The sequence below is a fragment of the Streptomyces ficellus genome, from assembly GCF_030406405.1.
Taxonomy (GTDB): Bacteria; Actinomycetota; Actinomycetes; order Streptomycetales; family Streptomycetaceae; genus Streptomyces; species Streptomyces ficellus_B.
Map to the genome: position 1 here is coordinate 16,889 of NZ_JAUEPL010000033.1, position 24,672 is coordinate 41,560.

Consider the following 24,672-nt stretch of genomic DNA (forward strand, 5'->3'; position numbering starts at 1 on the left):
CAGCGGGCCGGGCGGCTCGTCCCATGGGCATGCCGACCACGTACAAGCACCACCTCACCGCGTCCGCCGCCCTCGTCGCGCTCGTCGCCCTCGCCGCCTGTGGCACCGAACCGGGGTCCGGGGCGGGCGACGGCAGCACCTCCGTACGGCCTGACGTGCCGCTCACCGGGGTGCACTGGAGCGTCGACAGCGTCACCGCCGACGGCAGGAAGACCGCCGCTCCGGCCGGGGCCCATGTCATGATCGACGCCAAGGGCCGGGCCACGGGCAGCTACGGCTGCAACCACTTCACCGCCAAGGCGTCCATCGAGGGCGACACGGTCACCCTGGGCGATGCCACGGCGACCGAGATGGCCTGCGGGGAACCGGCCCAGTCGTTCGAGAACACCCTGAAGTCCGCCCTCACCGGCAAGCTGAAGGCCACGCTCGCGGACGACAGGCTCACCCTCACCACCCCCGGCGGCGACACGGTCCAGCTCAGCGAGCAGCCCCCGGCCCAGCTGACCGGCACCAAGTGGACCGTCCAGTCGCGCACCTCCGGGGAGACGGTGTCGTCCCTGCCCGCCGGCACCGAAGGCAAGGCGCACTTCGTCTTCGGCGAGGACGGCTCCGTACGCGGCAACCTCGGCTGCAACAGCTTCTCCGCCTCCGCCACCACCGAGGGCTCGACGATCACTTTCGGCCGCGTCTCCGCGACCCGGAAGCTGTGCCCCGGCCCCGAGATGGAGGTGGAGCGGGCCCTGCTGAAGGTGATGAGCGGCAAGGCCACGTACACGATCGAGCACCGCACCCTGACCCTCACGGCCCCGGACGGCACGGGCGTCGCGGCCAACGCGAGCGGCGGCGCGACCGGCGCGACCGGCGGCGCGACCCCTCGCAGCAGCACCGGCACCGCCTCATAGCACGTCTCCCACTGCGAGGTCCGTCACACCCCGTACGCCCCGTCACCCGGCAAAGCCCCCTGGTCAGCGGGGCGCCGGGGGGAGGGCGGGGCGTGGGGCGGGTCCGCGGGCCCGTCCCCAATTCGGACCAGTGGTCGATCTCGCCTACACTCGGTGGCGTGCCACGTGGTGACGGTCGACTCAATCACGATCTGCTTCCCGGCGAAAAAGGCCCCCAGGACGCTTGTGGCGTCTTCGGTGTCTGGGCTCCGGGTGAAGAGGTCGCAAAGCTCACGTACTTCGGGCTCTACGCCCTCCAGCATCGGGGCCAGGAATCCGCGGGAATCGCGGTCAGCAATGGCTCCCAGATCCTCGTCTTCAAGGACATGGGCCTCGTTTCCCAGGTTTTCGACGAGACTTCCCTCGGTTCCCTCCAGGGTCATATCGCGGTCGGTCACGCCCGCTACTCGACCACCGGCGCCTCCGTCTGGGAGAACGCGCAGCCGACCTTCCGGGCCACGGCCCACGGCTCCATCGCGCTCGGCCACAACGGCAACCTGGTCAACACGGCGCAGCTCGCCGAGATGGTCGCCGACCTGCCCAAGGAGAACGGCCGGGCCACCCAGGTGGCGGCCACCAATGACACCGACCTCGTCACCGCGCTCCTCGCGGGCCAGGTCGATGGCGACGGCAAGCCCCTGACCATCGAAGAGGCGGCCGCCAAGGTCCTCCCCGAGGTGCTGGGCGCCTTCTCCCTCGTCTTCATGGACGAGCACACCCTCTACGCCGCCCGTGACCCGCAGGGCATCCGCCCGCTGGTCCTCGGCCGCCTGGAGCGAGGCTGGGTCGTCGCCTCCGAGTCCGCCGCCCTCGACATCTGCGGCGCCGCGTACGTCCGCGAGGTCGAGCCCGGCGAGCTGATCGCGATCGACGAGAACGGCATCCGCACCTCGCGATTCGCGGAAGCGAAGCCCAAGGGCTGTGTCTTCGAGTACGTGTACCTGGCGCGCCCCGACACCGACATCGCCGGCCGGAACGTGTACCTGTCCCGGGTCGAGATGGGCCGGAAACTGGCCAAGGAAGCCCCCGTCGACGCCGACCTGGTCATAGCGACCCCGGAATCCGGCACGCCCGCCGCGATCGGTTACGCGGAGGCCAGCGGCATCCCGTTCGGTGCGGGCCTGGTGAAGAACGCGTACGTCGGCCGGACCTTCATCCAGCCGTCGCAGACCATCCGCCAGCTGGGCATCCGCCTCAAGCTGAACCCGCTGAAGGAAGTCATCAAGGGCAAGCGCCTGGTGGTCGTGGACGACTCGATCGTCCGCGGCAACACCCAGCGCGCGCTGGTCCGGATGCTCCGCGAGGCCGGGGCCGCCGAGGTCCACATCCGGATCTCCTCCCCGCCCGTGAAGTGGCCGTGCTTCTTCGGTATCGACTTCGCCACCCGCGCCGAGCTGATCGCCAACGGCATGACGGTCGAGGAGATCGGCAAGTCGCTCGGCGCCGACTCCCTCTCGTACATCTCCCTCGACGGCATGATCGAGGCCACCACCATCGAGAAGTCGAAGCTGTGCCGTGCCTGCTTCGACGGCGAGTATCCGATGGAGCTGCCCGACCCCGAGCTGCTCGGCAAGCAGCTGCTGGAGACCGAGCTGGCCGCGGGCCCGGCCGCCACGGCCGCGAGCGACGCGCTGCGCCGCCCGTAGCCCCCGTAGACCCCCGTACTCCCGTAGACCCCCGTACCCCGTGGACCGCCGCATCTCCGGCACCCCCCATTTCTCCGCATCCCCGCACTCCCCCGCAGTACGACACGAAAGTTCTTCAGCCATGTCTGAGACCACTGGTGCCTCCTATGCCGCCGCGGGCGTCGACATCGAAGCGGGTGACCGCGCCGTCGAGCTGATGAAGGAGTGGGTGAAGAAGACGCAGCGCCCCGAAGTCGCGGGCCTTGGCGGTCTCGGCGGCTTCGCCGGCCTCTTCGACGCCTCCGCCCTCAAGCGCTACGAGCGCCCCCTGCTCGCCTCCGCCACCGACGGCGTCGGTACGAAGGTCGACATCGCCCGCCAGATGGGCGTGTACGACACGATCGGCCACGACCTGGTCGCCATGGTCATGGACGACATCGTCGTCTGCGGCGCCGAGCCGCTGTTCATGACCGACTACATCTGCGTCGGCAAGGTGCACCCCGAGCGGGTCGCCGCCATCGTCAAGGGCATCGCCGAGGGCTGCGTCCTGGCCGGCTGCGCGCTGGTCGGCGGCGAGACCGCCGAGCACCCGGGCCTGCTCGGCCCGGACGACTTCGACGTCGCGGGCGCCGGTACGGGAGTGGTCGAGGCCGACCGGCTGCTGGGCGCCGATCGCATCCGTACGGGGGACACGGTGATCGCCATGGCGTCCTCCGGTCTTCACTCCAACGGGTACTCGCTGGTCCGCCATGTGCTGTTCGACCGGGCCGGCATGCGCCTGGACCAGCAGGTCGAGGAGTTCGGCCGGACGCTCGGCGAGGAGCTGCTGGAGCCCACCAAGATCTACTCCCTGGACTGCCTCGCCCTCACCCGGACCACCGAGGTGCACGCGTTCAGCCACATCACCGGCGGTGGCCTGGCCGCGAACCTCGCCCGGGTGATCCCGGACGGCCTGCACGCCACGGTCGACCGTTCGAGCTGGGCCCCGGGCGCGGTGTTCGACCTGGTCGGCGAGGCCGGTCGGGTGGAGCGGCTGGAGCTGGAGAAGACCCTGAACATGGGCGTCGGCATGGTGGCCGTCGTGCCCGCCGAGTCGGTCGACGTGGCCCTGACCACACTGGCGGACCGGGGCGTCGACGCCTGGGTCGCGGGTGAGATCACCGAGCGCGGCGACCGCGCCACGGGCGCCGAGCTGGTCTCCGACTACGGGAACTGAGACCTACGGGAACTGAAACCGCGATCCGGACAGCACAGAACCCGGTCCGGGGCGGGGCCCCGGACCGGGTGGAAAACTGCAGGCGTCAAGCGCCGCGACGCTGTGCCGACGGGCCGGACTCTTCGTCCTCGTCCTCGTCGTCGTTGTACAACTCCGCGTAGCGGGCGTACGGGTCGTCTTCCTCGTCGTCATCCTCGAACGGCTCGCCGTTCGGTGGCTGACTCGAAGTCGATGCGCCCAGCTCGCTGGCCAGGCGTGAGAGGTCCGTCCCACCGCTGTTGTACTTCAGCTGGCGGGCGACCTTCGTCTGCTTGGCCTTGGCCCGGCCGCGCCCCATGGCTCGACCCCCTCGGTGACGGGGCTCGACGGCCCCAGAGTCTTGACACGCGTTCATGATTCGGAACGGACTCTCCGCGGAGAGACCGGCCCGTAGGGCTTCAACGGTACCTGCTTCCGTGGCCATACGGTACGCCGCCCGCATGACGCGCCCCGGAGCAAGACCGACGAGGCGCCCCGTCCTCGCTGGTCAGCTGCGATTTTAACCTCATCTGGCGGCCGACCCGCCGACCGGCGTGAGTCTTCTCTCCCGGTTACCGCGAACACACGGACGGCGTTCGGCGGGCGGCCTTCCACCCCAGCTCCCGCGCGGCTACCCGCGACGGGCCTCCGCCATGCGCTGTTCGGCGATCCGGTCGGCCGCCGCGGCCGGCGGGATGCCGTCCTCCTTCGCACGTGCGAATATTGCCAGCGTGGTGTCGAAGATCTTCGCGGCCTTCGCCTTGCACCGGTCGAAGTCGAACCCGCGCAGCTCGTCGGCCACCTGGATGACCCCGCCGGCGTTGACGACGTAGTCGGGCGCGTAGAGGATGCCGCGGTCCGCGATGTCCTTCTCGACGCCCGGGTGCGCGAGCTGGTTGTTGGCCGCGCCGCACACCACCTTCGCCGTCAGTACGGGCACGGTGTCGTCGTTCAGAGCCCCGCCGAGCGCGCACGGGGCGTAGATGTCCAGGCCCTCGGTGCGGATCAGCGCGTCGGTGTCCGGGACCACGGTGACCTGCCGGAACTTGTCGGTGACACGGCGCACCGACTCTTCCCGTACGTCCGTGATGACGACCTCGGCGCCGTCCTCCAGCAGGTGCTCGACCAGGTAGTGGCCGACCTTGCCGACGCCCGCGACGCCGACCTTGCGGCCGCGCAGCGTGGGGTCGCCCCAGGCGTGCTGGGCGGAGGCCCGCATGCCCTGGAAGACACCGAAGGCGGTGAGGACCGAGGAGTCGCCGGCGCCGCCGTTCTCGGGGGAGCGGCCGGTGGTCCAGCGGTTCACGCGGGCGATGACGTCCATGTCCGCCACGTACGTGCCGACGTCGCAGGCCGTGACGTAACGGCCGCCGAGGGAGGCCACGAACCGGCCGTACGCCAGCAGCAGCTCCTCCGTCTTGATCAGCTCCGGGTCACCGATGATCACGGCCTTGCCGCCGCCGTGCTCCAGGCCGGCCATGGCGTTCTTGTACGACATGCCCCGGGACAGGTTCAGCGCGTCGGCGACGGCGTCTTCCTCGGAGGCGTACGGGTAGAAGCGGGTACCACCGAGGGCGGGGCCCAGGGCGGTCGAGTGGATGGCGATGACGGCCTTGAGGCCGGAGGCGCGGTCCTGGCACAGCACGACTTGTTCGTGGCCTCCCTGCTCCGAGCGGAACAGGGTGTGCAGGACGCCGTCGGTCACATCGGTCACGGTGGTGACTCCCAAGTACGAAGCGGCGATTGAGGGCCCCCCTGCGGGTGGGGGAGGGACCTGTTGGGCAAGAGAGTAAGTCCTACCTGGGCGTAGATCCGGCGCAGTGCCGAGGATCACCCCCTGGCGGAGTACGGGCGTGGAAGGATTCGTGACATGCCAGCCGTCTCCTCGGTCATCGTCCCGTACGCGTCCTACCTGCGGGTGTACGAGCCCCTGGCGGCCTTCCCGGAACCCGAGCGCGGTCACTGGGCCCGCTACGCGCGGCGTGGCACCGCCCCGACCGCCCAGGACGAGCTGCGCCGCTCGCTGGCCGACCTGCTGCCGACCCCACCAGTACCGGTACCCGTCCACGAGAGCGCGGACGCGTTCGTGGCGGAGGTGGACGGCGTGGTGTGCGTGTGCCCCTGGCGGACCCGGCTGCGCGGCTGGCTGGCCCTGGAGGAGCTGCCCGGGCTGCTGCCGGCGTCCGTGCTGGACGTGGTGCTGCCGCCGGTGGTGCGGGGCCAGGCGGCGGCGGACTACGAGCGGTGGCGGGAGCGGAACCCGGACGCGCGGCCGTGGATCCGCACGGCGGTGTGGCAGGTGCCGGTGCGGTGGTTCGCGCTGTTCGCGGACGAGGAGCGGGAGTACGTGGCGGGCGGTGGCTCCGGCAAGGCGCCGGTGCTGCGGTACCGGACGCCGATGGTGCAGGCCAGGCGGCGGGTGGCGCGGGCGCTGAAGACGCTGCGGGACGCGCGGGAGGAGGGGCCGCTGATCGAGGGCCTGGTGGACGTGGGGCGGTGGCTGGAGGAGTTCCATCCGCGCTCGCTGGTCGAGCTGGACTACGGCGGCCTGGTCCACGTCCTGCCGGAGGACGCCTTGGCCGAGGACCGGTCGGCGGCGGACGTGGCGGCGGGCATCGCGGCGCTGCGGGCCGGTGACGGCGCGGGGGCGGGCGAGGCGTACGAGCGGCTGACGGAGCGGTGGAGCGCGGTGCGCAACCGGCAGCACGCCAACTGAGATGATGATCTTGGGCTGATCGGGCTCGGACTTGTGTGCGGGTTTCTCGCGTTCCTCGGGTGCGTCCGTCGCGTCCGTCCGGGTATCTTCCGGGGACCTTTCAGGCGAGCTTTTCCCGGCGGCCCTCCGGGTGCCTTCCGATGCCCTCCGGCCGCCTCCGGGGGTCCTTCGGGGGTCCTTCGGGGTCCTTCGGAGGTCCCGCCTCCGGGGTCCTTCGGAGGTCGCCGGGCCCCCTGGTCCCGATCCGGGCGTTTGTGTCAAGGGTGACGGATAGCACTAACGCGGCTCTTGCGCCCATCGCCCGACCTCATGCCAAAATAGGACAAGGAGTCCGGGGAGGGCTCCTTCCGTCCAACTATGGGCGGAAGGCTCAGCATTGCACGCTATGGGGGGTCTGGTGGCTCCTGATCGCTCTGTGACTGATCGTCACTGTGACGTGACTGTCCGCTATGGCATGGTCCATCGGCTTCCGCCGCTGATGAACACCTGAGAGGGCAATTCCATCGGTTTGGCCGAACGTGGCTGGACAGATGGTGTAGTTGTAGTGCCGAGGACAAGCCGTTCGTCCTATAACCGACTCGGCTCGCGTCCGCCATTTCGGGCAACGCGGGTCAAGGTGCAGAATTTAGAGGAAAGAACCGAGAAGGTTCGGTTCTCCCGAGGAGGCCGCTCATGACCGCTCGCACCCCTGATGCCGAGCCGCTGCTGACCCCCGCTGAGGTTGCCACGATGTTCCGCGTGGACCCGAAGACGGTGACCCGTTGGGCGAAGGCGGGCAAGCTCACGTCCATCCGTACGCTGGGTGGACACCGCCGGTACCGCGAGGCAGAGGTCCGCGCACTGCTTGCGGGTATCCCGCAGCAGCGCAGCGAGGCCTGAACACCCCGATGAACCGGGCGATTCCGGGTCCCCCAACCCGGCACGCCCGCCCATAGCTCCACCGACGGGAGCCCGCCCCAACGGGTATTCGTCATCGATCGCGCTGGACTCCGCCGGGTCCAGCGCGATCTTTTTGTGTGCCGGCGGGTGTTCGCCGGAAGGTCCACGGTGAGGGCCGGGGCGACGTCAGCGCAGGCCCGCGAGGGGGGTGCAATTGCACATATTAAATTGGTCGGTTGTAGGGCGGGCATAAGCTGTGAGGTCTGTGAAACTCATTTCGTGACTCGCGTCACACCGGACGGGCGTCGTCGCGGGCGTCGTCATCGGTGGCCGCCGGCTCGTCCGCCGTCGCGCACTCGGTGCCCTCCGGCTCCTCCGGGGACTCCATGGCGAGCCTCAGGAGGCGGTGGCAGACGGGGCAGTGCCGGGTGAGGTGGCGGTAGCCGGACGCGGCCGCCAGATGGGCGCGCAGCAGTGCGCGCGTCTCGTGCCTGACTGTGGATGCCGCCGCCATGTGCGTCACCTCCGCTGAAGGGCCCCCGCTTCCCTGTTGCTTGGGTACCGGTGGCAGATGACCGAGTCAAGACGGGTGCCCACATGCGTCAGGGCCCGTATCCCTGGGGGATACGGGCCCTGACGTTACTGCGATCCTGACGGGACTTGAACCCGCGACCTCCACCTTGACAGGGTGGCGAGCTGACCAACTGCTCCACAGGACCTTGGTTTCGCGACCGGCGACGCGGCCGCGAGGTAACTGTACCGCAGCTCAGGGGGTGCGTCGAACTCACCCAAGGCGACAGGACCGTCACCGCCTCGCTACGGCGCGGCCGCGTCGATCGCCTTCACGATGCGCTTGTCGGAGACCGGGTAGGCGGTGCCCAGGGCGTGGGCGAAGTAGCTGACGCGCAGTTCCTCGATCATCCAGCGGATGTCCAGGACCTCCTGCGGCACCGGCCGGCCCTTGGGCAGCTGCTCCAGCAGCCACGCGTACTCGTCCAGCATCTCGTGGACCTTCTCCATGCGCGTGGTGTCGCGCTGGACGGCCGTCGGCATCTGCTGGAGGCGCCGGTCCACGGCCACCAGATACCGCATCAGGTCCGGCAGCCGGCGCAGGCCGGTCCTGGTGACGAAGCCGGGCGGCATCAGCCACGCGAGCTGCTCGCGGACGTCCTGGACGTTCTTCACCAGGACCAGGCTGTTCGTGGCCTTCAGGCGGCGCTCACAGGCCTGCCAGGCGGCCAGGATCTGCTGCACCTGGTCCACCGTACGGACCGTCAGGTCGACGAGGTCGGCGCGGACCTTGTCGTACAGCTTCCGGAAGGACTCCTCGTCCCACGCGGGGCCGCCGTGGTCGGCGATCAGCTTGTCGGCGGCGGCGGTCGCGCAGTCGTCGAAGAGCGCCTGGACCGAGCCGTGCGGGTTGCGCGACAGGGCGAGCTTCTGCTGGTTCGTCAGCTTGTCCGAGGCGAACTTCGCCGGGTTGACCGGGATGTTCAGCATGATCAGCCTGCGGGTGCCCAGCCACATCGCCTGCGCCTGCTCCGCCTCGGTGTCGAAGAGGCGTACGGAGACGGTCTCGCCGGCGTCCACGAGGGCCGGGTACGCCTTGACCGGCTGGCCCGCGCGGCGCGTCTCGAAGACCTTCGTCAGGGTGCCGATCGTCCAGTCCGTCAGGCCCGTGCGCTCCAGCGACTGGCCGGACGGCCCTGAGGAGGCCGCTGCGGCCTTGGAGAGCGCCTGGCGGGCCTTCGGCCTCAGCTGGAGCTTCAGCGCCTCCAGGTCCTTGTCCTCGGCCAGCTTGCGGCGCCGCTCGTCGACGATCCGGAACGTGACCTTCAGGTGGTCGGGTACCCGGGAGAGGTCGAAGTCCTCGGGGCTCACCGGTACGCCGACCATGCGGTGCAGCTCACGGGCGAGCGTGACGGTCAGCGGCTCCCGGAGGGGTTCGGCGGTCTCCAGGAACCTCTTCGCGAAGTTCGGCGCCGGTACGTAGTGGCGGCGGACCGGCTTCGGCAGGGAGCGGATCAGCTCGGTGACGACCTCTTCGCGCAGGCCCGGGATCTGCCAGTCGAAGCCCTCGTCCGTGACCTGGTTGAGCACCTGGAGCGGGATGTGGACGGTCACGCCGTCCGCGTCCGCACCCGGCTCGAACTGGTACGTCACCCGGAACTTGAGCGCACCCTGCCGCCACGAGTCCGGATAGTCGGCCTTGGTGACCGCGCCCGCCCGCTCGTTGATCAGCATCTCCCGCTCGAAATCGAGCAGTTCGGGCTCGTCGCGCCGCTTGTGCTTCCACCAGGAGTCGAAGTGCGCGCCCGACACGACGTGTTCGGGCACCCGCTGGTCGTAGAAGTCGAACAGCGTCTCGTCGTCCACGAGGATGTCGCGGCGGCGGGCCCGGTGCTCCAGCTCCTCGACCTCGGTGAGCAGCTTGCGGTTGTCCGCGAAGAACTTGTGGTGCGTGCGCCAGTCGCCCTCCACCAGGGCGTGGCGGATGAACAGCTCGCGGCTGGTCTCCGGGTCGATACGGCCGTAGTTCACCTTGCGCTGGGCGACGATCGGCACGCCGTACAGCGTGACCTTCTCGTACGCCATGACCGCCGCCTGGTCCTTCTCCCAGTGCGGCTCGGAGTACGTGCGCTTCAGCAGGTGCTGGGCCAGCGGCTCGATCCACTCCGGCTCGATCTTCGCGTTGACCCGCGCCCACAGGCGTGACGTTTCGACAAGCTCGGCGGACATGATGAAGCGCGGCGGCTTCTTGAAGAGCGCGGAGCCGGGGAAGATCGCGAACTTGGCGCTGCGGGCGCCCAGGTACTCGTTCTTCGTGCCGTCCTTCACGTCCTTCATCCCGATGTGGGACAGGAGCCCGGCGAGCAGCGAGATGTGGATACGGTCCTCCGGCGCGTCCTCGTCGTTGAGGTGGATGTCCATCTGCTTGGCGACCGTACGCAACTGCGTGTAGATGTCCTGCCATTCGCGAATGCGCAGGTAGTTGAGGTACTCCGACTTGCACATCCGGCGGAACGCCGACGACGACAGCGCCTTCTGCTGCTCGCGGATGTAGCGCCAGAGGTTGAGGAGGGCGAGGAAGTCGGAGGTCTCGTCCTTGAAACGGGCGTGCTGCTGGTCGGCCTGCGCCTGCTTCTCGGCCGGCCGCTCGCGCGGGTCCTGGATCGACAGCGCGGCCGCGATGACCATGACCTCGCGTACGCAGCCGTTCTTGTCGGCCTCCAGCACCATCCGGGCCAGGCGCGGGTCCACGGGCAGCTGGGCCAGCTTGCGGCCCGCTTGCGTCAGGCGCTTCTTCGGGTCCTTCTGCGCGGGGTCGATGGCGCCCAGCTCCTGGAGGAGCTGCACACCGTCGCGGATGTTGCGGTGGTCCGGCGGGTCGATGAAGGGGAACTTCTCGATGTCGCCGAGCCCGGCCGCCGTCATCTGCAGGATGACCGACGCCAGGTTCGTACGGAGGATCTCGGCGTCCGTGAACTCGGGGCGGGCGAGGAAGTCGTCCTCGGAGTACAGCCGGATGCAGATGCCGTCCGACGTACGGCCGCAGCGGCCCTTGCGCTGGTTGGCGCTGGCCTGGCTGACGGGCTCGATCGGCAGGCGCTGCACCTTGGTGCGGTGGCTGTAGCGGGAGATGCGGGCGGTGCCGGGGTCGATGACGTACTTGATGCCGGGGACCGTCAGGGACGTCTCGGCGACGTTCGTCGCGAGGACGATACGGCGGCCGGAGTGTGCCTGGAAGACGCGGTGCTGCTCGGCGTGCGAGAGGCGGGCGTAGAGGGGGAGGACCTCGGTGTCGCGCAGCTTCTTCTTGTTGAGCGCGTCGGCGGTGTCGCGGATCTCGCGCTCGCCGGAGAGGAAGACCAGGATGTCGCCGGGGCCCTCCGCCTGGAGTTCGTCCACCGCGTCGCAGATGGCGGTGATCTGGTCGCGGTCGGAGTCCTCGCTGTCCTCTTCGAGGAGCGGGCGGTAGCGGACCTCGACCGGATACGTACGGCCGGAGACCTCGACGATGGGCGCGTCGCCGAAGTGGCGGGAGAAGCGCTCGGGGTCGATGGTCGCGGAGGTGATCACGACCTTGAGATCGGGGCGCTTGGGGAGCAGCTGGGCGAGGTAGCCGAGCAGGAAGTCGATATTGAGGCTGCGCTCGTGGGCCTCGTCGATGATGATCGTGTCGTAGGCGCGCAGCTCGCGGTCCGTCTGGATCTCGGCGAGCAGGATGCCGTCCGTCATCAGCTTGATGAAGGTCGCGTCGGGGTTCACCTGGTCGGTGAAGCGGACCTTCCAGCCGACCGCTTCCCCGAGGGGCGTCTTCAGCTCGTCCGCCACGCGCTCGGCGACCGTGCGGGCGGCGATGCGCCGGGGCTGCGTATGGCCGATCATGCCGCGCACGCCGCGCCCCAGCTCCAGGCAGATCTTCGGGATCTGGGTCGTCTTGCCGGAGCCCGTCTCACCGGCGACGATCACGACCTGGTGGTCGCGTATCGCCTCCAGGATGTCGTTCTTCTTCTGGCTGACGGGCAGCGCTTGCGGGTACGTGACCTCCGGCACGCGGGCCGTCCGCTCGGCCGTGCGGGCGGCGGCCTTGCCGGCCTCGGCGGCGATCTCGTCCAGCACGGCCTGCCGGGCTTCGGGGTTGCGGATGCGGCGGGCGCCTTCGAGACGGCGGCCGAGCCGGTGTGCGTCGCGGAGCGAGACCTCGGCCAGCAGGGTCTGGAGGTCGGCGAAGGAAGTAGACATACCTGACCCAGGATCTCACTCGCGGCTCCGGAGTGGCGAACCGATTTCCCCGTACCATTTCCGGCGAGTCGATGACCATGAAAGGCCCGAACCATGTCCTGTGCCGGCAGCCGGTGGTGCCGCGTGGCTGCCGCCGTCCTGGTGCTGGTGGGGGCGCTGCTGGTGTGCGGGTCGGGGGCCGGGGCCGAGTCCGGGGCCGGTTGGTCCGGTGCCGCGGCCGCCGCCGCGCCCGATGGGGCGGGGCAGGGTCCGGGGTGCGGGGCGCCGGAGGACCCTGGCGGGCTGGGGCCTGCCGTCCCGCCGCGCTCGGGTTCCTTCTGCGAACCGCTGCCCGCGCCGCACGCCGGGCGCGCGGCGGCCGGGGCCTGGGCCGTGGACGCGGCGATCCCGGACGTCCGGCCGGAGCAGGGCCCGCCGCCGCTCGCCGCGCCGTCCCCGGTGGACCTGTCGATCCTGCGCGTATAGGCGGCGCGGTACCTCCGCCGGTCACTTCCCCACGCGTACAGGAGCTTCACCATGCCCAAGTCCAAGCCCTACCTCATCGGCGCGGGCGTCCTCGCCGCGGCCGCGCTGCTCGGCGTCGTCTCGTACACCGCCACCAAGCCCGCCGAGTCCCAGGCCGGGCCCGCGCCCTCCGTCGTCGCCGAGACGTCCGCCGAGCCGCAGGCCGGTGTCTACCCCGAGCTGGAGAAGTACGCCCGGCGCGACGCCAAGGACGCGCTCGCCGCGGGGCGCGCCGACGCGCCCGTCGTACTGATCGAATACGCCGACTTCAGGTGCGGCTACTGTGGGAAGTTCGCCCGCGAGACCGAGCCGGAACTGATGAGGAAGTACGTCGCCGACGGCACCCTGCGCATCGAGTGGCGCAACTTCCCGATCTTCGGCGAGGAGTCCGAGCGCGCGGCCCGCGCCTCCTGGGCGGCGGGGCAGCAGGGCCGGTTCTGGCAGTTCCACCGGGCCGCGTACGCCGAGGGCGCCAAGGAGAAGGGGTTCTCGCGGGAGCGGCTGACCGCGCTGGCCGAGGAGGCGGGCGTGCGGGACCTGGACCGCTTCGGCCGCGACCTCGACAGCGAGGCGGCGCGCAAGGCCGTGGGCGAGGACCAGGAGCAGGCGTACGCGCTGGGCGCCACGTCGACGCCGTCCTTCCTGGTCAACGGCCGGCCCATCGCGGGCGCGCAGCCGATGGAGGCGTTCACCTCCGCGATCGACGCGGCGAAGCGGGCGGCCGCGAAGTGACGGACATCGGGTACCTGGCCGCCTTCCTGGGCGGGCTGCTCGCCCTGCTCAGTCCGTGCAGCGCCCTGCTGCTGCCCGCGTTCTTCGCGTACTCCATCGACGGCCGCGCCCGTCTCCTGGCCCGTACCGGCATCTTCTACGCGGGCCTGGCGACCACGCTGGTCCCGCTCGGCGCCGCCGGGTCCTTCGCGGGGCGGCTCTTCTACGGCCACCGTGACCTGCTGGTCGCCGCCGGCGGCTGGCTGATCATCGCGCTGGGCGTGGCGCAGATCCTGGGCCTGGGCTTCGCCTCCCGCCGGATCGCCGAGGTCAGCGGCCGCATCCGCCCGACGACGGCGCTGTCGGTCTACGCGCTCGGGCTGGTGTACGGCCTGGCGGGATTCTGCGCGGGGCCGATCCTGGGCAGCGTCCTGACGGTGGCGGCGCTCAGCGGCAGCCCGGCGTACGGGGGGCTGCTGCTGGCGGTGTACGCGCTGGGCATGGCGGTACCGCTCTTCCTGCTGGCGCTGCTGTGGGAGCGCTACGACCTGGGGCGGCGCGGGTGGCTGCGGGGGCGGGTGGTGCGTGCGGGCCGGTTCGAGCTGCACAGCACGTCACTGCTGTCGGGCCTGTTCTTCATCGCCCTGGGCGCGCTCTTCCTCGCCTTCGACGGCACGACGGCGCTGCCCGGCCTGCTGTCGGTGGACGCCTCGTACGCGGCGGAGGAGTGGGCCACCGGCCTGGGCCGCGCGGTCCCGGACTGGGCCCTGCTGCCGACCGCCGTCGCGGTGGTGGCCGTGACCCTCGGCGTCCGGGGCTGGCGCGGTCGCGAGCGGACGTAGCCACCGGGGAGGCCGGCGCGCGGGGGCGGGCCGGCCTCCCCCGGGCCGGCCGTGGCCTTGATGTACGACAAAGGCCCCGATCCGGGGATCGGGGCCTTTGGGTGGTGGCTGGGGCCGGGGTCGAACCGGCGACCTTCCGCTTTTCAGGCGGCGTTCCGGCCCCCAGGTGCATGATCGGGTTATTTAGTGTGGGTTCTCATTGGACGTCGGCGGACGTCGTCGTGTGCTGCTGTTGGCGTACGGGTTGGCGTACGCCAAGCGCCAGGCCATAGGCCGCGACGCAAGCTCAGGTGCGGGCGATGGCGCCGGAGGCGAACCACTGCACCAACGTTGCGGCAATGTGAATGGCGGCCCGCGAGGCTTCCAGTGTCTCGGGGACGGTGGCCGTCTGCTTGCCGTGTCGCGAAGTTTGTCCATCCCACAGTGCGCGCATCATGGCCTCAACCGGGAGAATCGGATCCTTGCCGGCCGGGGTTGCCAGCGCCGTGGTGAACTTGACCCGCGCGCCGCCGCTCAGCTCACCGAGCATGGTCCCCAGTGTGGCCTTGGCATGGTTCGGTTGAACGACGGCGTGAGCGGCGCATTCAACTGCCTTAATGGCCTCGCTGTACGCCCGTACTGGATCGGGGTGCATGCCATAGGCGGCCTGCCACGCAAGCGCCAGGTGATCGGACGCTGACCCGGTGGCTGATCTCCCTGCCGCATCTGCCACCGTTCGGCTTACGGCATCGCGAACAGGTCGACTGATACGCACCTCAAGGCCGTTGCCAGCATCGTTGACGCGGTAGGCGGATCCCGCGTAGTCGAGCAACCGGGCCAGATCGCCCCCTTCATCGCCGCCGATCTCGTCGATCTCGTCGTCCCAGCCGAGGATGGCGTCGACTGCATCGAGTAGATCCATGCCGTCCAAGCCCATGAGCATGCTTCTTGCCGTGTCATTGGGGACCCCGGGAGTCAGCCGGAGCCGCACGCATACCGCTGTAGCCGTCTCGTCATACCCCTGGTGGAAGTGGCGACCAACCCAGGTCCGGAGAGGGTCGACAAGATGGCGTGGAACGCCGTCGTACGGGGCCTCGTCGAACGGCTCAGCGAGTCCGATACGGACTGAGAATGGTTGGCGCCAGACATGGGTCATGCTCTGCGATCGTACCGACGCCAGGCTCAACTGGCTGCTACTTAGGAGATGACGAGCGCGGGCTGCAGAGCCGACGATCAGCAGCAATCTAACTGCGGGCAGTAGGCAACCAGGCAGGAAGCTTGCTGGGGATCGGCGTTTCATCCGTGAAGCCAGAATTGGCTGCCGCCGTCCGACGTTGGGCGAGCCATCCTGAAACTCGGGGGCCGCCATTGACAGCATCCCCCTCCGTTACGGTCCGCACATGTTCGAAACCGTGCCGGAGGTAGTACTCCTGGAGGGCTCGGTTCGTAGTCCAGGCGTCGAGCCGCAGCCATGTTGCTGCGGCTCGGTAGGCACGATCGCCTGCCCAATCGAGAAGCCTGCCGCCCAGGTCCTGGCCAGCATGCGTCCGGGCTACCGTCAGCTTGCTGACGAACATGGAGGGCTCGGACAGCTCCGCCTCAGTCCACAGCCCCTCTTCCGCCTCTGGTGTGAGGGTGATCGTGGCCGCCGTGGCGTCTCCATCTCGGACCATGAAAACGGTGCCGGCCTCGATGCTGGCCAAGAGGCGATCGGCCGGGTAGGGGCGGCGCCACTGGTCGCTGCCGAGCTTGCTCAGCCAAGCCGCCGCCTCCTCGCGGAAGGCGAGCAACTTCGGCAGGTCGCTGGGCTCAGCGGGCACGATCCTCACTGGGGCTCCTCGCCACGGGCGGACAGGTTGCCGATCTCATAGTTCATGCGGTTCAGGTCCCCCCTGAACGTGGTCACCGTGCATCGGATGGGCCGATCCTTCGAGTAGCCCGTACGCGTCCATAGGAGCACCGGCACGCCCGCACCGACCTCCAGGAGCCGGGCCTCCTCCGGGGTGGGCATGCGGGTGGCGATCTCGTCGAAGTAGCCGATCTGTTCCACCCCGAGGCTGGCCAGGTACCTGGTGGTGCCCTCTGCGATGTCCCCCGGTTCGGCCAGCCGTGGCCCCTGCTGCAAGAGCCACTCGGGGTAGTGGGTCGCCTGTGTAGACCAGGGGACATCGTCCACGAAGCGATGGCAGAACCGGAGCACGGTGGTGGAGCCAGCGTCGACGCGTAGACGCTCAGCCTGGTACGCCGGGGCGGGCTGCAACTCCACCCTGAACGTCTGGCTGGGCCGACGACCCGCGTTCGTGACGTCGGTGCTGTACGCGTCGCCGTTCTGGGGGAACGTGAGGTTCTCGAACCGGGAGGCGTTCAGCTCGAACACCTCGTGCTTGGCAACCTCGTACCCGAGCCCCTGGCTGGACGAGATGAGCCCCTGGCTGACCAGCAGTCCGAGCCCAGACCGGACGGTGTTCCGCGAAGCGTCGAAGCGGGCAGACAGCTCGCTCTCCGAAGGCAACCGCGACCCCGGCGGGTAGGTGCCGTTGTCGATCTCGCGGCGGAGCGCGTCAGCCACCTGCCGGTACTTCGGTTGCTTGCTCATGCCCTCATCATGACGCACTCGCGCAACTTGTTGGTACATGTGGGCCCCAATCCCTTGACGACTCACTGTCCGTGGGTGCAGCATCACTGCATCAGCTTGTACCAACAAGTTGAGCAAGCGGTGCAACACCGTTAAGTGTGCCCGCGTGCGCAGAAATTCCCGGTTCGGGATAGCTCGCGCTCATTGCGGGCCCCTTGCTGGTCGTTCCTTGAGAACTCAACAGAGTGCCGATTGAACTAACCGCCTCTCCGACGAGGCGGCCGGCGCGGCGACGCCCGCGCCACAACCTCTCCGCAGCCTCAGCGGCTGCGGCCGGTTGCCTCCTCCGCCCGTCCGGCCTAGCGGCTGTACGGGCGGGGCTGAGGGGAGCCGGAGATTCCGACTTCAACGGCGCGCGACCCCGGTGTCCTACCACCGGGGCCGCTGTCGAGCCGTAGGACCTGCTAGGGAGACCACGACTCATGAAGCACATCGGTGCACTTCAGGCGGTTGTTACCGCCCTCGCATCGGACGGTGAGCCGTCGGATGTGGAGCTGGACGCGATCGAGCACGAGATGCCGCTGATCCTGGCGGAGGTCGAGCTGCTGGACGCGCAGATCATGACGCTGGACCGACCGGTGAGCGAGCTGGACGAGCGGCGCATCCGGCGGGCGCGGAACCGGGTTCTGGCCGCCCGCCGGGACCTGACGAACAAGGCCACCACCGTGCTCGTGCCGGAGGTGGGGGCATGAACCAGACCGATGCCGCTCTCAGCTCGGCTCACGCGGAGGTCAAGGCGGAGCTTGCCCGTACGGACACCAAGGCGTCGCTGCTGTTGGCGTTCACCGGTGCCGCGCTCGCTGGCGTCTGGACGATCGCCACCAACACCCGCCTGCCCATGGCCGCCCTTGCGGTTGGTGGTCTGGGCGTCGCCGTCCTGCTGGTCGTGGTGGGCGTTCTGCTGCGGGCGGTCCGGCCCAACCTTGGGGGTGGGGCCGGCTTCCCGCTGTGGGCTACGCTCACCCCGGACGAGATCGAAGCCCACCTGAGCGAGAACGGGAAGGCCGCCGATATCGCGGGGCTGTCCCGGATCGCGGTGGCCAAGTTCACCCGCCTCCAGCGCGCCGTCGATCTCACCTACGCCGCCGGCGCCCTGCTGGTCATCGCCGCCTTGCTCGCAGTGGGCGGTGCTGCGTGAACCGGGGCGGTAAGACGCTGCTCGTCCTTGCCCTGGTCGCCGTGGTCGGCATGGCGTTCCGGGTGTCGTGGAACGCGCTGCGGGACGTGGCACGGGCGGTCGGTGCCGACAGCACCGCCGCCACGCTCTACCCGTTCGTGGTCGACGGCCTGATGGCTCTCGCCCTGGTCGCCACCCTGGTCCTGACCGACCGGGCGGATAAGCGGTTCGCGCTGCGGGTGCTGGCTGCCTACACGGTCGCCTCCCTGGTCCTGAACTACGTTCATGGCCTGGTGCCCGAGCTGCACGGTCGGTCGGTCGACTGGGGTCGACTGGCCGACTGGGATCCGGCGAACTGGATGCTCGTGCTGCTGGCGACGTCGCTTCCGGTCGGGTCGATCTACTTCGGCTCGGACCTGGTGGCCAAGGTCCTCCACCACCGACCGACTCCCCCCGCAGATGCGGAGAAATCGGACCAGATCGATGTGAATCGGTCGATGCCTGACCTGGTGGAGTCGACCCCGGAGCCGCCCGTCCCGTTGGTGGAGCTGCCGGTCATCGAGCCGGTAGCGGTCGACCTGCAGCACCCGATCGGCGAGCCTGCCGAGTCGACCCCGGTCGGGGCGGTGGCTGCCGAGTCGGTCCGTCCGGTCCGGGCGACCGGTCGGGTGCCGGACGCGGCCCGCAACGCCCGACCGACGCGGACCGCTGAGGAGCTGTTGAACGAGGCTCGGTCGGTCACGGCCGACTGGCCCGACACCGACCTGACGGCCGAGCGCATCCGTAAGGCAGTGCGCACGTCGGCGGAGAAAGCCCGGACGCTGCGGGACACGCTGCGAGCGGAGCGGGCCGCCGACCGTGAGGCCGTGGACTCAGCGGCATGACGCCCGCCGACTGCTACGACCCGACCGGCGAACGGTTCGGCATCCCCACGTTTCCCTGGCGCATGGCCCCGGACGGCTATGCCACGCGTCGTCAGCTCCGCGCCCGGGGCCTTCGGCCCGGTGGTCAGGAGGTGGCGGCTCAGGTGCTGCGTCCTCGCCGCCGGCGCGAGCCGCTGGCCGGGTACCTGTACCGGATCGACCAGGCCAAGGCCGTGCGGCCGATGACGGCCCGCAAGTGGGGCGCGCTCGCTCTGGCGATGCTGGCCCGCCGCACCTGCCCGGAATGCCGGCGCGACGCCGGGTACGTCATCCCGCCCTCGCTCGGCATGTGCGCCACCTGCGCCTACCCCGACGCACAAGCAGCCGCTTGACCTTCCCCTTCCCGCACGCCCACTGACCGAGGAGTCACCTGTGTTCGGTGTGCCCAAGCACCAGAAGTTCGGCTTCCGCCACTCCTTCAAGATCTCCCGCCGCATGAACGACCGGCTCTTCCACTGGTCGTGCACCTGCGGCGCCAAGGGCTCCCACAAGCGGTACGAGGACGCCTACCAGGCCGGTGGCAGCCACGTCCGCAACGCCCGCCGCTGACCGAAGGAGCCAGCCATGTCCAACCTGCCCGAACCGGCGCGGGTGGTGCAGCTTCCGGACGGCACCTACGTCTACGCCGACCACCTGCCCGCCATCCACCAGCCCGTACAGCCGCAGATCGTCCATCAGCACATTCACCAGGCCCCGCCGGACCGCACCGTGCAGCGCGTCGCGCTCGGCTCCGGTGTCGGCGCCGGCGCGGTGGCGGCCGGGGTTTACTTCGGCCCGCTGCTGGTCGGCGCTCTGACCGCCATTGCCGCCAACCTCGCCCTGCTCGCGTTTCTCGCCGTGGCTATGGCCTGGGGCGTCGTCACCGTCGTCAAGAGCGTCGGCGGCGCGGAGGGCAAGACCGCCGCGAGGACCCTCAGCCGTTCCCGCCGGAAGGGGAAGTGACATGTTCTGTGCCGGAGACAAGGTGCTGATCATCGCGTGCGAGGACGATCCCCGTGCGGTCGGCAAGACCGGCCGGGTGCTGGATGAGGTCCCGCCCGGCCCGCTCACCGATGGCCGCTGGACCGTCGACCGGATCAGCTTCTGGATCGCCCCGGTTCTGGTCCACACCCACGAGATCCGCAAGATCGGCGGCTGACGCCTGCCTGTCCGCCCCGGCTCGTTCCGGGGCGGGTGGGGAGCCGGACAGACCGGCCCCAGGAAGGCACCTGCCATGGGCAAGCAGCAGCCGGAACCCAAGCTCACCACCGCCGAAAAGGCCAAGGTCACCTACTACGTGGCCCGTATGTGCAAGCGCGGTCTTGCCGGTGAGGACGTCCACCAGGCCGACCTGGAACGCAAGGTCGACCGGATCATCGACGGCGCCCGCAAGCGCGAAGAGCGCGACGCGAAGAACAAGTAGCCACGCCCCGGGGGCGGCCATCCCGGCCAAGGAATCCGGCCGCCCCCGGGCCCACCCCGTCCAGCACCAGGCCAGACAGGAGACCTCCAGCATGACCGACAACGTCGTCCCCCTGTTCAAAGCCCCGCCCACAGCAATCGAATCCACCGAAGAGACGATCCCCGCCCCGACGCCCGAGGGTGCGGCCCCGGTGCGGGTGTGGAAGCGCACCGGCCGCGCGATGGCTGACGCGGTGACCCACGAGCGCACGAAGGCCGCCGGGCGTTTCGCGTTCCGTCACACGTCTTACGTGGTCGGCGGCACGCGGATCGTGGCCCGGCGGGCGTGGGACGGCCGTACCGGGGCCCGCTACGAACGCATGCTCCGGGCGGCCGAAGCGGCCGGGAACTACGAGGCGGCCGGTGACTGGGAGGAGCGGCTGCACCGCTTCCGCGCGGATAGGCACAAGCGCCGCATGGACCTGCTCACCGCCCCCGAACGAATCGTGAAAGGGGCCGCTGTCGGAACCGCGGGCGGGGTAGGGCTGCTGATTGCTATCGGCATCGCCCTGGCGGTGGCGAACGAGGACGTCACCGACGTCGTCACCCCACTCATGGCCCTGGTCGAGCTGATCCGGCTCCTGGTCGTGATCGTGCAAGTGGTGTGGGGGCCGCTGGTCGCCCTCGGCCCCTGGCTCGCCCTCGCTGGTCTGTGGGCGGTCGGCCGGCACCGCAACGCTGCCCCGAACTGGGCGCTCCCCGCCAGCAAGCGCGGCGACGACGCCGGGGCCCCGATCACCCCGTCCATCGTGGTCACCGCGCTGCGGGATCTGGGAATCGCGCCGCTGCGCGCCGCCATCAAGGAAATGGGCGACGCCGGCGCCGCGATGCTCGGCCCGATCCGGATCGCCGGATGCGGTGTGGAAGTAGACGTCACCTTGCCCTCCGGTGTCTCCACCGACCAGGTCCAGGGCCGCCGCCGGAAGCTTGCGGAGAACCTCAACCGGCACGAACACGAAGTGTTCATCACCATCCCCCAGGCAGCCCGCACCGTCCGACTGTGGATCGCCGACTCCGGAGCCCTGGACGAGCCGATCGGCCCCTCCCCGCTCGTCACCGACCCCGACCTGCGGGCCAACTACAAGACCGGCCGCGCCCCGTGGGGTCAGGACCTGCGCGGAGATGCCGCCGCGCTGAGCCTGTATCAGCGGCACATGCTCGTCACTGGCCTGTCCAACCAGGGCAAGACCGCCGCCGTGCGGGCACTGGCTCTGTGGCTCGCGCTCGACCCCACGGTCGAATTCCGCGTAGCGGACCTCAAAGGCGCCGGCGACTGGGCCATGTTCGACGGACTGGCCACCGTGCTGATCCAGGGCCCGACCGACGAGCACGTCATCCAGGCGACCGAGATGGTGGAGTCCGGGGTGAGCGAGATGGAGCGGCGCCTGACCGCCCCGCCGGGTACCACCTTCCCGCCGCTGATCATCCTGGTTGATGAGGCTCAGGTGGCGTTCATGTGCCCGGCCGTCGATGAGGAGAAGCGGCCTTATGGCGGGTCGAAGGCCACGTCCCGGTACTTCATGGCCGCCCGGAAAATCCACAACCAGGGCCGGGCGGTGAACGTCCTGCTGTGGCAGGGCACCCAGGACCCCACCGACCAGAACCTTCCCAAGCTCGTCCGCGAGGGCGCCCACACGCGCGCCTCGCTCGCGCTGGGCACCGACTCCCAGGCGCGCATGGCGCTGGGGGACAAGGCCGTCGACGGCGGCGCCGCCCCGCACCTGCTGCGCCCCGGGCTGGACAAGGGAACCCTGGTCGTCGCCTCCGACGGTATCGAGATCCCCGCTGGACAGGCGTCCATCACGGTGCGGACGCACTACATCGACACCGACCAGGCCACCGAGATCGCCGACCGGGCCAAAGCCCTGCGCGACGGGGTCACCACGGTCCACGTGATCGACACAGGCGAGCCGGTTGATTCTCTGGCCGACATCGCTTCGGTCATCGGTGACGCGCCGCGCCTGCTGACTCAGGACGTGCTGAGGCGGCTGGCCGCGCTGAACGCCGATGCTTACGGCGGCTGGTCGTTCGTCGACCTCAAGCGCGTCCTGGACGGCACCGGAGCGGAGCCGTACAAGTCCGACGGCCGCATGGTCGTCGGCCGCGACCGCATCGCCCGAGCCCTCGCCAACCGGGGCAATGAGGATTCCGCTTCGGCCGCCCAGTAGCAGGGAGGCGCACCCCTCCCGGGTCAGGGAGGCAGGGAGAACTCCCTCACCCCCTCCCTGACCCCCTTCCCTGGGCCTGACCAGCACCAACACCCCTCCAGGGAGGCAGGGAGACGCCTCGAAAGCAGGCCCGAAACGGCCCTGGAACGCCCCTTCGGAAAGCTTCTTGCTGCCTCCCTCCGAACGAACGAGGAGAGCCGTGATCCGCCTCCGCATCCAATACACCCACTGGCCCCGACGAGCCCTCATCCTCACGGACACCCCCCCGCCCCGACTGCCGCGCATGCGACGGCGACGGCGGAATCGCGCGTCACTACGGCCACCCCGGCACCGGCGAGTACGACGGCACCGACTGGGAGCCCTGCCCCTGCTGGCAGGAAGACCGCCGGTGGGTCCTGCTTTCGCTCCCGCGCCTGCCCCGCCTCCGCTGCCGCAGCATCCCCGACCCGTGGGCGCCCGGCGGCTACAGCGACGAACCCCCGTTCTGATAACGCCGAAGGCGGCCCCCCACTCGCCAAAGTCCGGGGCCGCCCTCGAATCCAGCATCCGTTCACAGAACTGGAGACATCCAGCATGACTCATCCCATCCCGATCCGGCGAGACGACCAGAGGCCGCGCCTGCTGGATCTGTTCTCGTGCGCCGGCGGCGCGGCCATGGGCTACCACCGCGCCGGATTCGACGTCACCGGCGTCGACATCGCACCCCGCCCCAACTACCCCTTCCCCATGCAGCAGGCAGACGCCCTGGAGCACCTGGCCGCGCTCATCATCTCCGGGGAGATCGAGCGGTACGCGTTCGTCCACGCCTCCCCGCCCTGCCAGCACGGTTGTGCCCTGACCGTGGGCACCAACCGGTCGCAGGGCTGGGGCCGCACCCACGTCGATCTCGTTGCCCCGACCCGCACCCTGCTGGACGCCACGGGGCTGCCGTACGTCATCGAGCAGCCGAACGGCCGGGCGGAGATCCGCAAAGACCTGACCCTGTGCGGAGAGATGTTCGGGCTCGGAGTCATCCGCCACCGGAACTTCGAACTGGGTCGCTGGACCACCGTCCAGCCGGCGCACGTCGCCCACCGAGGGCGAGTGCGTGGCTACCGGCATGGCCGGTTCTACGACGGCCCGTACGTCGCCGCCTACGGCAACGGCGGCGGCAAGCCCAGCGTCCGGGAGCTCCAGGACGCCATGGACATCACGTGGACTGACATCCGCGAGGAACTGACCGAAGCCATCCCGCCCGCCTACAGCCAGTGGATCGGCTCCGCGTTCCTCGCGTCCGTCCACAGCCTGGGGGCGGCCGCATGAGCACAGACCTGCTGAACGCTGCCCTGGACGCTGCCGAACGCGGCTGGCACGTCTTCCCCCTCCGCCCAGGCACCAAGCGCCCCGCCTTGCATGGGGAGGACCACTGCCCGCGCACCGGCGAGTGCGCCGACGGCCACCGCAAGTGGGAGCAGCGCGCCACCACCGACCCCGACCGCATCCACCAGGCCTGGGGTGCCCGGCCGTTCAACCTCGGGATCGCCACCGGCCCCAGCGGGTTGTTGGTCGTCGACCTCGACATGCCCAAGACGAAGGACAAGAGCAGTACGGACACGCCTAACGGCGTGGCGACCTTCGAGGCGCTCTGCGAGCGCACCGGGCAGGCCGTCCCCACCACCCGCACCGTGCGGACTGCAAGCGGCGGCAGGCACCTGTACTTCACCGTCCCGCCCGAGGTTCGGCTGACGAACACGGCTGGCACGCTCGCGCCGCTCGTCGACACTCGGGCATGGGGCGGGTACGTCGTCGCACCGGGCAGCGCCACCCCCACGGGCGCGTACGAGGTGACTCGCCACGAGCCGGTAGCACAAGCCCCCGAATGGCTGCTGGACGCTCTCAAGCCCGTACAGCGCCCCGCACGGCCCCTCTCCCTGCCCCACCCTGGATGCGCCACACGCCGCGCCCAAGTCGCCCTTGAGCGGGAAGCGGCGGCCGTCGCGGCGGCCCAAGAGGGCCGCCGTGAGGCTGAGTTGTTCCGAGCCGCACGCGCCATGGGGCGGTTCGTCGCATGGGGCGACATCCCCCGCCACGAGGTTGAGCAGGCTTTTCAGGGAGCGGGCGAGGCGGCCGGACTCAAGCCGTACGAGTGCCGCTCCACCCTCCGCAGCGCCCTCAACTGGTCCATCCGCAACTGCCGGCCCCGGGAGGCAGCGTGACTATCCCGGGCCGCCCC

General features: G+C 70.0%; 26 protein-coding genes and 1 tRNA gene. 19 read left to right on the top strand and 8 right to left on the bottom strand.

What is annotated here, in order from left to right; genetic code table 11:
- Nucleotides 1–29 precede the first annotated feature (29 nt).
- From QWM81_RS20695 to purM, 3 genes are all read left to right on the top strand, one after another.
- Entirely contained in the window at nucleotides 30–902 is an 873-nt protein-coding gene (locus tag QWM81_RS20695; RefSeq protein ID WP_435372406.1) for an META domain-containing protein, read from the top strand.
- A 158-nt stretch (nucleotides 903–1,060) separates the two neighbouring features.
- Complete coding sequence (purF, locus tag QWM81_RS20700) at nucleotides 1,061–2,587, top strand: amidophosphoribosyltransferase (protein WP_290113668.1); 1,527 nt, start codon at nucleotides 1,061–1,063, stop codon at nucleotides 2,585–2,587.
- A 121-nt stretch (nucleotides 2,588–2,708) separates the two neighbouring features.
- On the top strand, nucleotides 2,709–3,782 hold the full coding sequence (gene purM / locus QWM81_RS20705; protein ID WP_290113669.1) for a phosphoribosylformylglycinamidine cyclo-ligase: 1,074 nt from the start codon (nucleotides 2,709–2,711) through the stop codon (nucleotides 3,780–3,782).
- 85 nt (nucleotides 3,783–3,867) lie between these two features.
- Here purM and QWM81_RS20710 read toward each other — a convergent pair whose 3' ends face one another.
- Both QWM81_RS20710 and QWM81_RS20715 read right to left on the bottom strand, forming a co-directional pair.
- Nucleotides 3,868–4,119, bottom strand: coding sequence for a DUF3073 domain-containing protein (locus tag QWM81_RS20710; RefSeq protein WP_290113670.1), 252 nt, complete (start codon nucleotides 4,117–4,119; stop codon nucleotides 3,868–3,870).
- 312 nt (nucleotides 4,120–4,431) lie between these two features.
- The gene (locus QWM81_RS20715; RefSeq protein WP_290113671.1) at nucleotides 4,432–5,514 is read right to left on the bottom strand and encodes a Leu/Phe/Val dehydrogenase; all 1,083 of its coding nucleotides are present in this window, start codon (nucleotides 5,512–5,514) and stop codon (nucleotides 4,432–4,434) included.
- A 156-nt stretch (nucleotides 5,515–5,670) separates the two neighbouring features.
- Here QWM81_RS20715 and QWM81_RS20720 point away from each other — a divergent pair, with 156 nt between their 5' ends.
- Nucleotides 5,671–6,516 (top strand): DUF8083 family protein, encoded by an 846-nt coding sequence (locus QWM81_RS20720; RefSeq protein WP_290113672.1) that lies wholly within the window; start codon nucleotides 5,671–5,673, stop codon nucleotides 6,514–6,516.
- Between the two features lie 672 nt (nucleotides 6,517–7,188).
- Nucleotides 7,189–7,395, top strand: coding sequence for a developmental transcriptional regulator BldC (gene bldC, locus QWM81_RS20725; protein WP_003949541.1), 207 nt, complete (start codon nucleotides 7,189–7,191; stop codon nucleotides 7,393–7,395).
- A gap of 289 nt (nucleotides 7,396–7,684) precedes the next feature.
- Here the strand turns inward: bldC and QWM81_RS20730 are convergent, their stop codons facing one another.
- The 3 genes from QWM81_RS20730 to hrpA all read right to left on the bottom strand — a co-directional run bounded on the left by QWM81_RS20730 (nucleotide 7,685) and on the right by hrpA (nucleotide 12,141).
- Nucleotides 7,685–7,909, bottom strand: coding sequence for a DUF6274 family protein (locus QWM81_RS20730; protein ID WP_290113673.1), 225 nt, complete (start codon nucleotides 7,907–7,909; stop codon nucleotides 7,685–7,687).
- Nucleotides 7,910–8,040: 131 nt separating this feature from the next.
- A tRNA-Asp gene (locus tag QWM81_RS20735) sits at nucleotides 8,041–8,114 on the bottom strand.
- Nucleotides 8,115–8,211: 97 nt separating this feature from the next.
- Nucleotides 8,212–12,141: an ATP-dependent RNA helicase HrpA gene (gene hrpA, locus QWM81_RS20740; protein ID WP_290113674.1), complete on the bottom strand. Its 3,930-nt coding sequence runs from the start codon at nucleotides 12,139–12,141 to the stop codon at nucleotides 8,212–8,214.
- A gap of 123 nt (nucleotides 12,142–12,264) precedes the next feature.
- Here hrpA and QWM81_RS20745 point away from each other — a divergent pair, with 123 nt between their 5' ends.
- From QWM81_RS20745 to QWM81_RS20755, 3 genes are read left to right on the top strand one after another with little or no spacing between them, the layout of a single operon-like run.
- Nucleotides 12,265–12,606, top strand: coding sequence for a hypothetical protein (locus QWM81_RS20745; protein ID WP_290113675.1), 342 nt, complete (start codon nucleotides 12,265–12,267; stop codon nucleotides 12,604–12,606).
- A 51-nt stretch (nucleotides 12,607–12,657) separates the two neighbouring features.
- Nucleotides 12,658–13,377 (top strand): DsbA family protein, encoded by a 720-nt coding sequence (locus QWM81_RS20750; RefSeq protein ID WP_290113677.1) that lies wholly within the window; start codon nucleotides 12,658–12,660, stop codon nucleotides 13,375–13,377.
- Nucleotides 13,374–14,198: a cytochrome c biogenesis CcdA family protein gene (locus QWM81_RS20755; protein WP_290113679.1), complete on the top strand. Its 825-nt coding sequence runs from the start codon at nucleotides 13,374–13,376 to the stop codon at nucleotides 14,196–14,198. Before QWM81_RS20750 ends, QWM81_RS20755 begins: the two co-directional genes overlap by 4 nt.
- A 286-nt stretch (nucleotides 14,199–14,484) precedes the next feature.
- Here QWM81_RS20755 and QWM81_RS20760 read toward each other — a convergent pair whose 3' ends face one another.
- The 3 genes from QWM81_RS20760 to QWM81_RS20770 form a co-directional block, all read right to left on the bottom strand.
- Nucleotides 14,485–15,108, bottom strand: a complete 624-nt coding sequence (locus QWM81_RS20760) for a hypothetical protein (RefSeq protein WP_290113680.1) — start codon at nucleotides 15,106–15,108, stop codon at nucleotides 14,485–14,487.
- Nucleotides 15,109–15,421: 313 nt separating this feature from the next.
- Nucleotides 15,422–16,006: a GNAT family N-acetyltransferase gene (locus tag QWM81_RS20765; RefSeq protein ID WP_290113681.1), complete on the bottom strand. Its 585-nt coding sequence runs from the start codon at nucleotides 16,004–16,006 to the stop codon at nucleotides 15,422–15,424.
- Entirely contained in the window at nucleotides 16,003–16,773 is a 771-nt protein-coding gene (locus tag QWM81_RS20770) for a GntR family transcriptional regulator (protein ID WP_290113682.1), read from the bottom strand. The genes QWM81_RS20765 and QWM81_RS20770 overlap by 4 nt, the downstream gene beginning before the upstream one ends.
- 461 nt (nucleotides 16,774–17,234) lie before the next feature.
- Between QWM81_RS20770 and QWM81_RS20775 the strand changes: the two genes are divergently transcribed.
- The 11 genes from QWM81_RS20775 to QWM81_RS20830 all read left to right on the top strand — a co-directional run bounded on the left by QWM81_RS20775 (nucleotide 17,235) and on the right by QWM81_RS20830 (nucleotide 24,655).
- The gene (locus tag QWM81_RS20775; RefSeq protein WP_290113683.1) at nucleotides 17,235–17,504 is read left to right on the top strand and encodes a DUF6284 family protein; all 270 of its coding nucleotides are present in this window, start codon (nucleotides 17,235–17,237) and stop codon (nucleotides 17,502–17,504) included.
- Nucleotides 17,501–17,950, top strand: coding sequence for a Pycsar system effector family protein (locus QWM81_RS20780; RefSeq protein WP_290113684.1), 450 nt, complete (start codon nucleotides 17,501–17,503; stop codon nucleotides 17,948–17,950). The genes QWM81_RS20775 and QWM81_RS20780 overlap by 4 nt, the downstream gene beginning before the upstream one ends.
- On the top strand, nucleotides 17,947–18,813 hold the full coding sequence (locus tag QWM81_RS20785; RefSeq protein WP_290113685.1) for a DUF2637 domain-containing protein: 867 nt from the start codon (nucleotides 17,947–17,949) through the stop codon (nucleotides 18,811–18,813). Before QWM81_RS20780 ends, QWM81_RS20785 begins: the two co-directional genes overlap by 4 nt.
- Nucleotides 18,810–19,184, top strand: coding sequence for an RRQRL motif-containing zinc-binding protein (locus QWM81_RS20790; RefSeq protein ID WP_290113686.1), 375 nt, complete (start codon nucleotides 18,810–18,812; stop codon nucleotides 19,182–19,184). The genes QWM81_RS20785 and QWM81_RS20790 overlap by 4 nt, the downstream gene beginning before the upstream one ends.
- Nucleotides 19,185–19,224: 40 nt before the next feature.
- Nucleotides 19,225–19,401 carry a hypothetical protein gene (locus QWM81_RS20795; protein WP_290113687.1) on the top strand — a complete coding sequence of 59 codons (177 nt, stop codon included), beginning with the start codon at nucleotides 19,225–19,227 and terminating at the stop codon, nucleotides 19,399–19,401.
- 15 nt (nucleotides 19,402–19,416) lie between these two features.
- Nucleotides 19,417–19,794 (top strand): DUF6251 family protein, encoded by a 378-nt coding sequence (locus QWM81_RS20800; RefSeq protein ID WP_290113688.1) that lies wholly within the window; start codon nucleotides 19,417–19,419, stop codon nucleotides 19,792–19,794.
- A 1-nt stretch (nucleotide 19,795) separates the two neighbouring features.
- The gene (locus tag QWM81_RS20805) at nucleotides 19,796–19,990 is read left to right on the top strand and encodes a hypothetical protein (protein ID WP_290113689.1); all 195 of its coding nucleotides are present in this window, start codon (nucleotides 19,796–19,798) and stop codon (nucleotides 19,988–19,990) included.
- Nucleotides 19,991–20,065: 75 nt separating this feature from the next.
- Complete coding sequence (locus QWM81_RS20810; protein ID WP_290113690.1) at nucleotides 20,066–20,254, top strand: DUF6257 family protein; 189 nt, start codon at nucleotides 20,066–20,068, stop codon at nucleotides 20,252–20,254.
- A gap of 91 nt (nucleotides 20,255–20,345) precedes the next feature.
- Nucleotides 20,346–22,460 carry an ATP-binding protein gene (locus QWM81_RS20815; RefSeq protein WP_290113691.1) on the top strand — a complete coding sequence of 705 codons (2,115 nt, stop codon included), beginning with the start codon at nucleotides 20,346–20,348 and terminating at the stop codon, nucleotides 22,458–22,460.
- 573 nt (nucleotides 22,461–23,033) lie between these two features.
- Nucleotides 23,034–23,762: a DNA cytosine methyltransferase gene (locus QWM81_RS20825; RefSeq protein WP_290113692.1), complete on the top strand. Its 729-nt coding sequence runs from the start codon at nucleotides 23,034–23,036 to the stop codon at nucleotides 23,760–23,762.
- Nucleotides 23,759–24,655 carry a bifunctional DNA primase/polymerase gene (locus tag QWM81_RS20830; RefSeq protein ID WP_290113693.1) on the top strand — a complete coding sequence of 299 codons (897 nt, stop codon included), beginning with the start codon at nucleotides 23,759–23,761 and terminating at the stop codon, nucleotides 24,653–24,655. The genes QWM81_RS20825 and QWM81_RS20830 overlap by 4 nt, the downstream gene beginning before the upstream one ends.
- Nucleotides 24,656–24,672 lie beyond the last annotated feature (17 nt).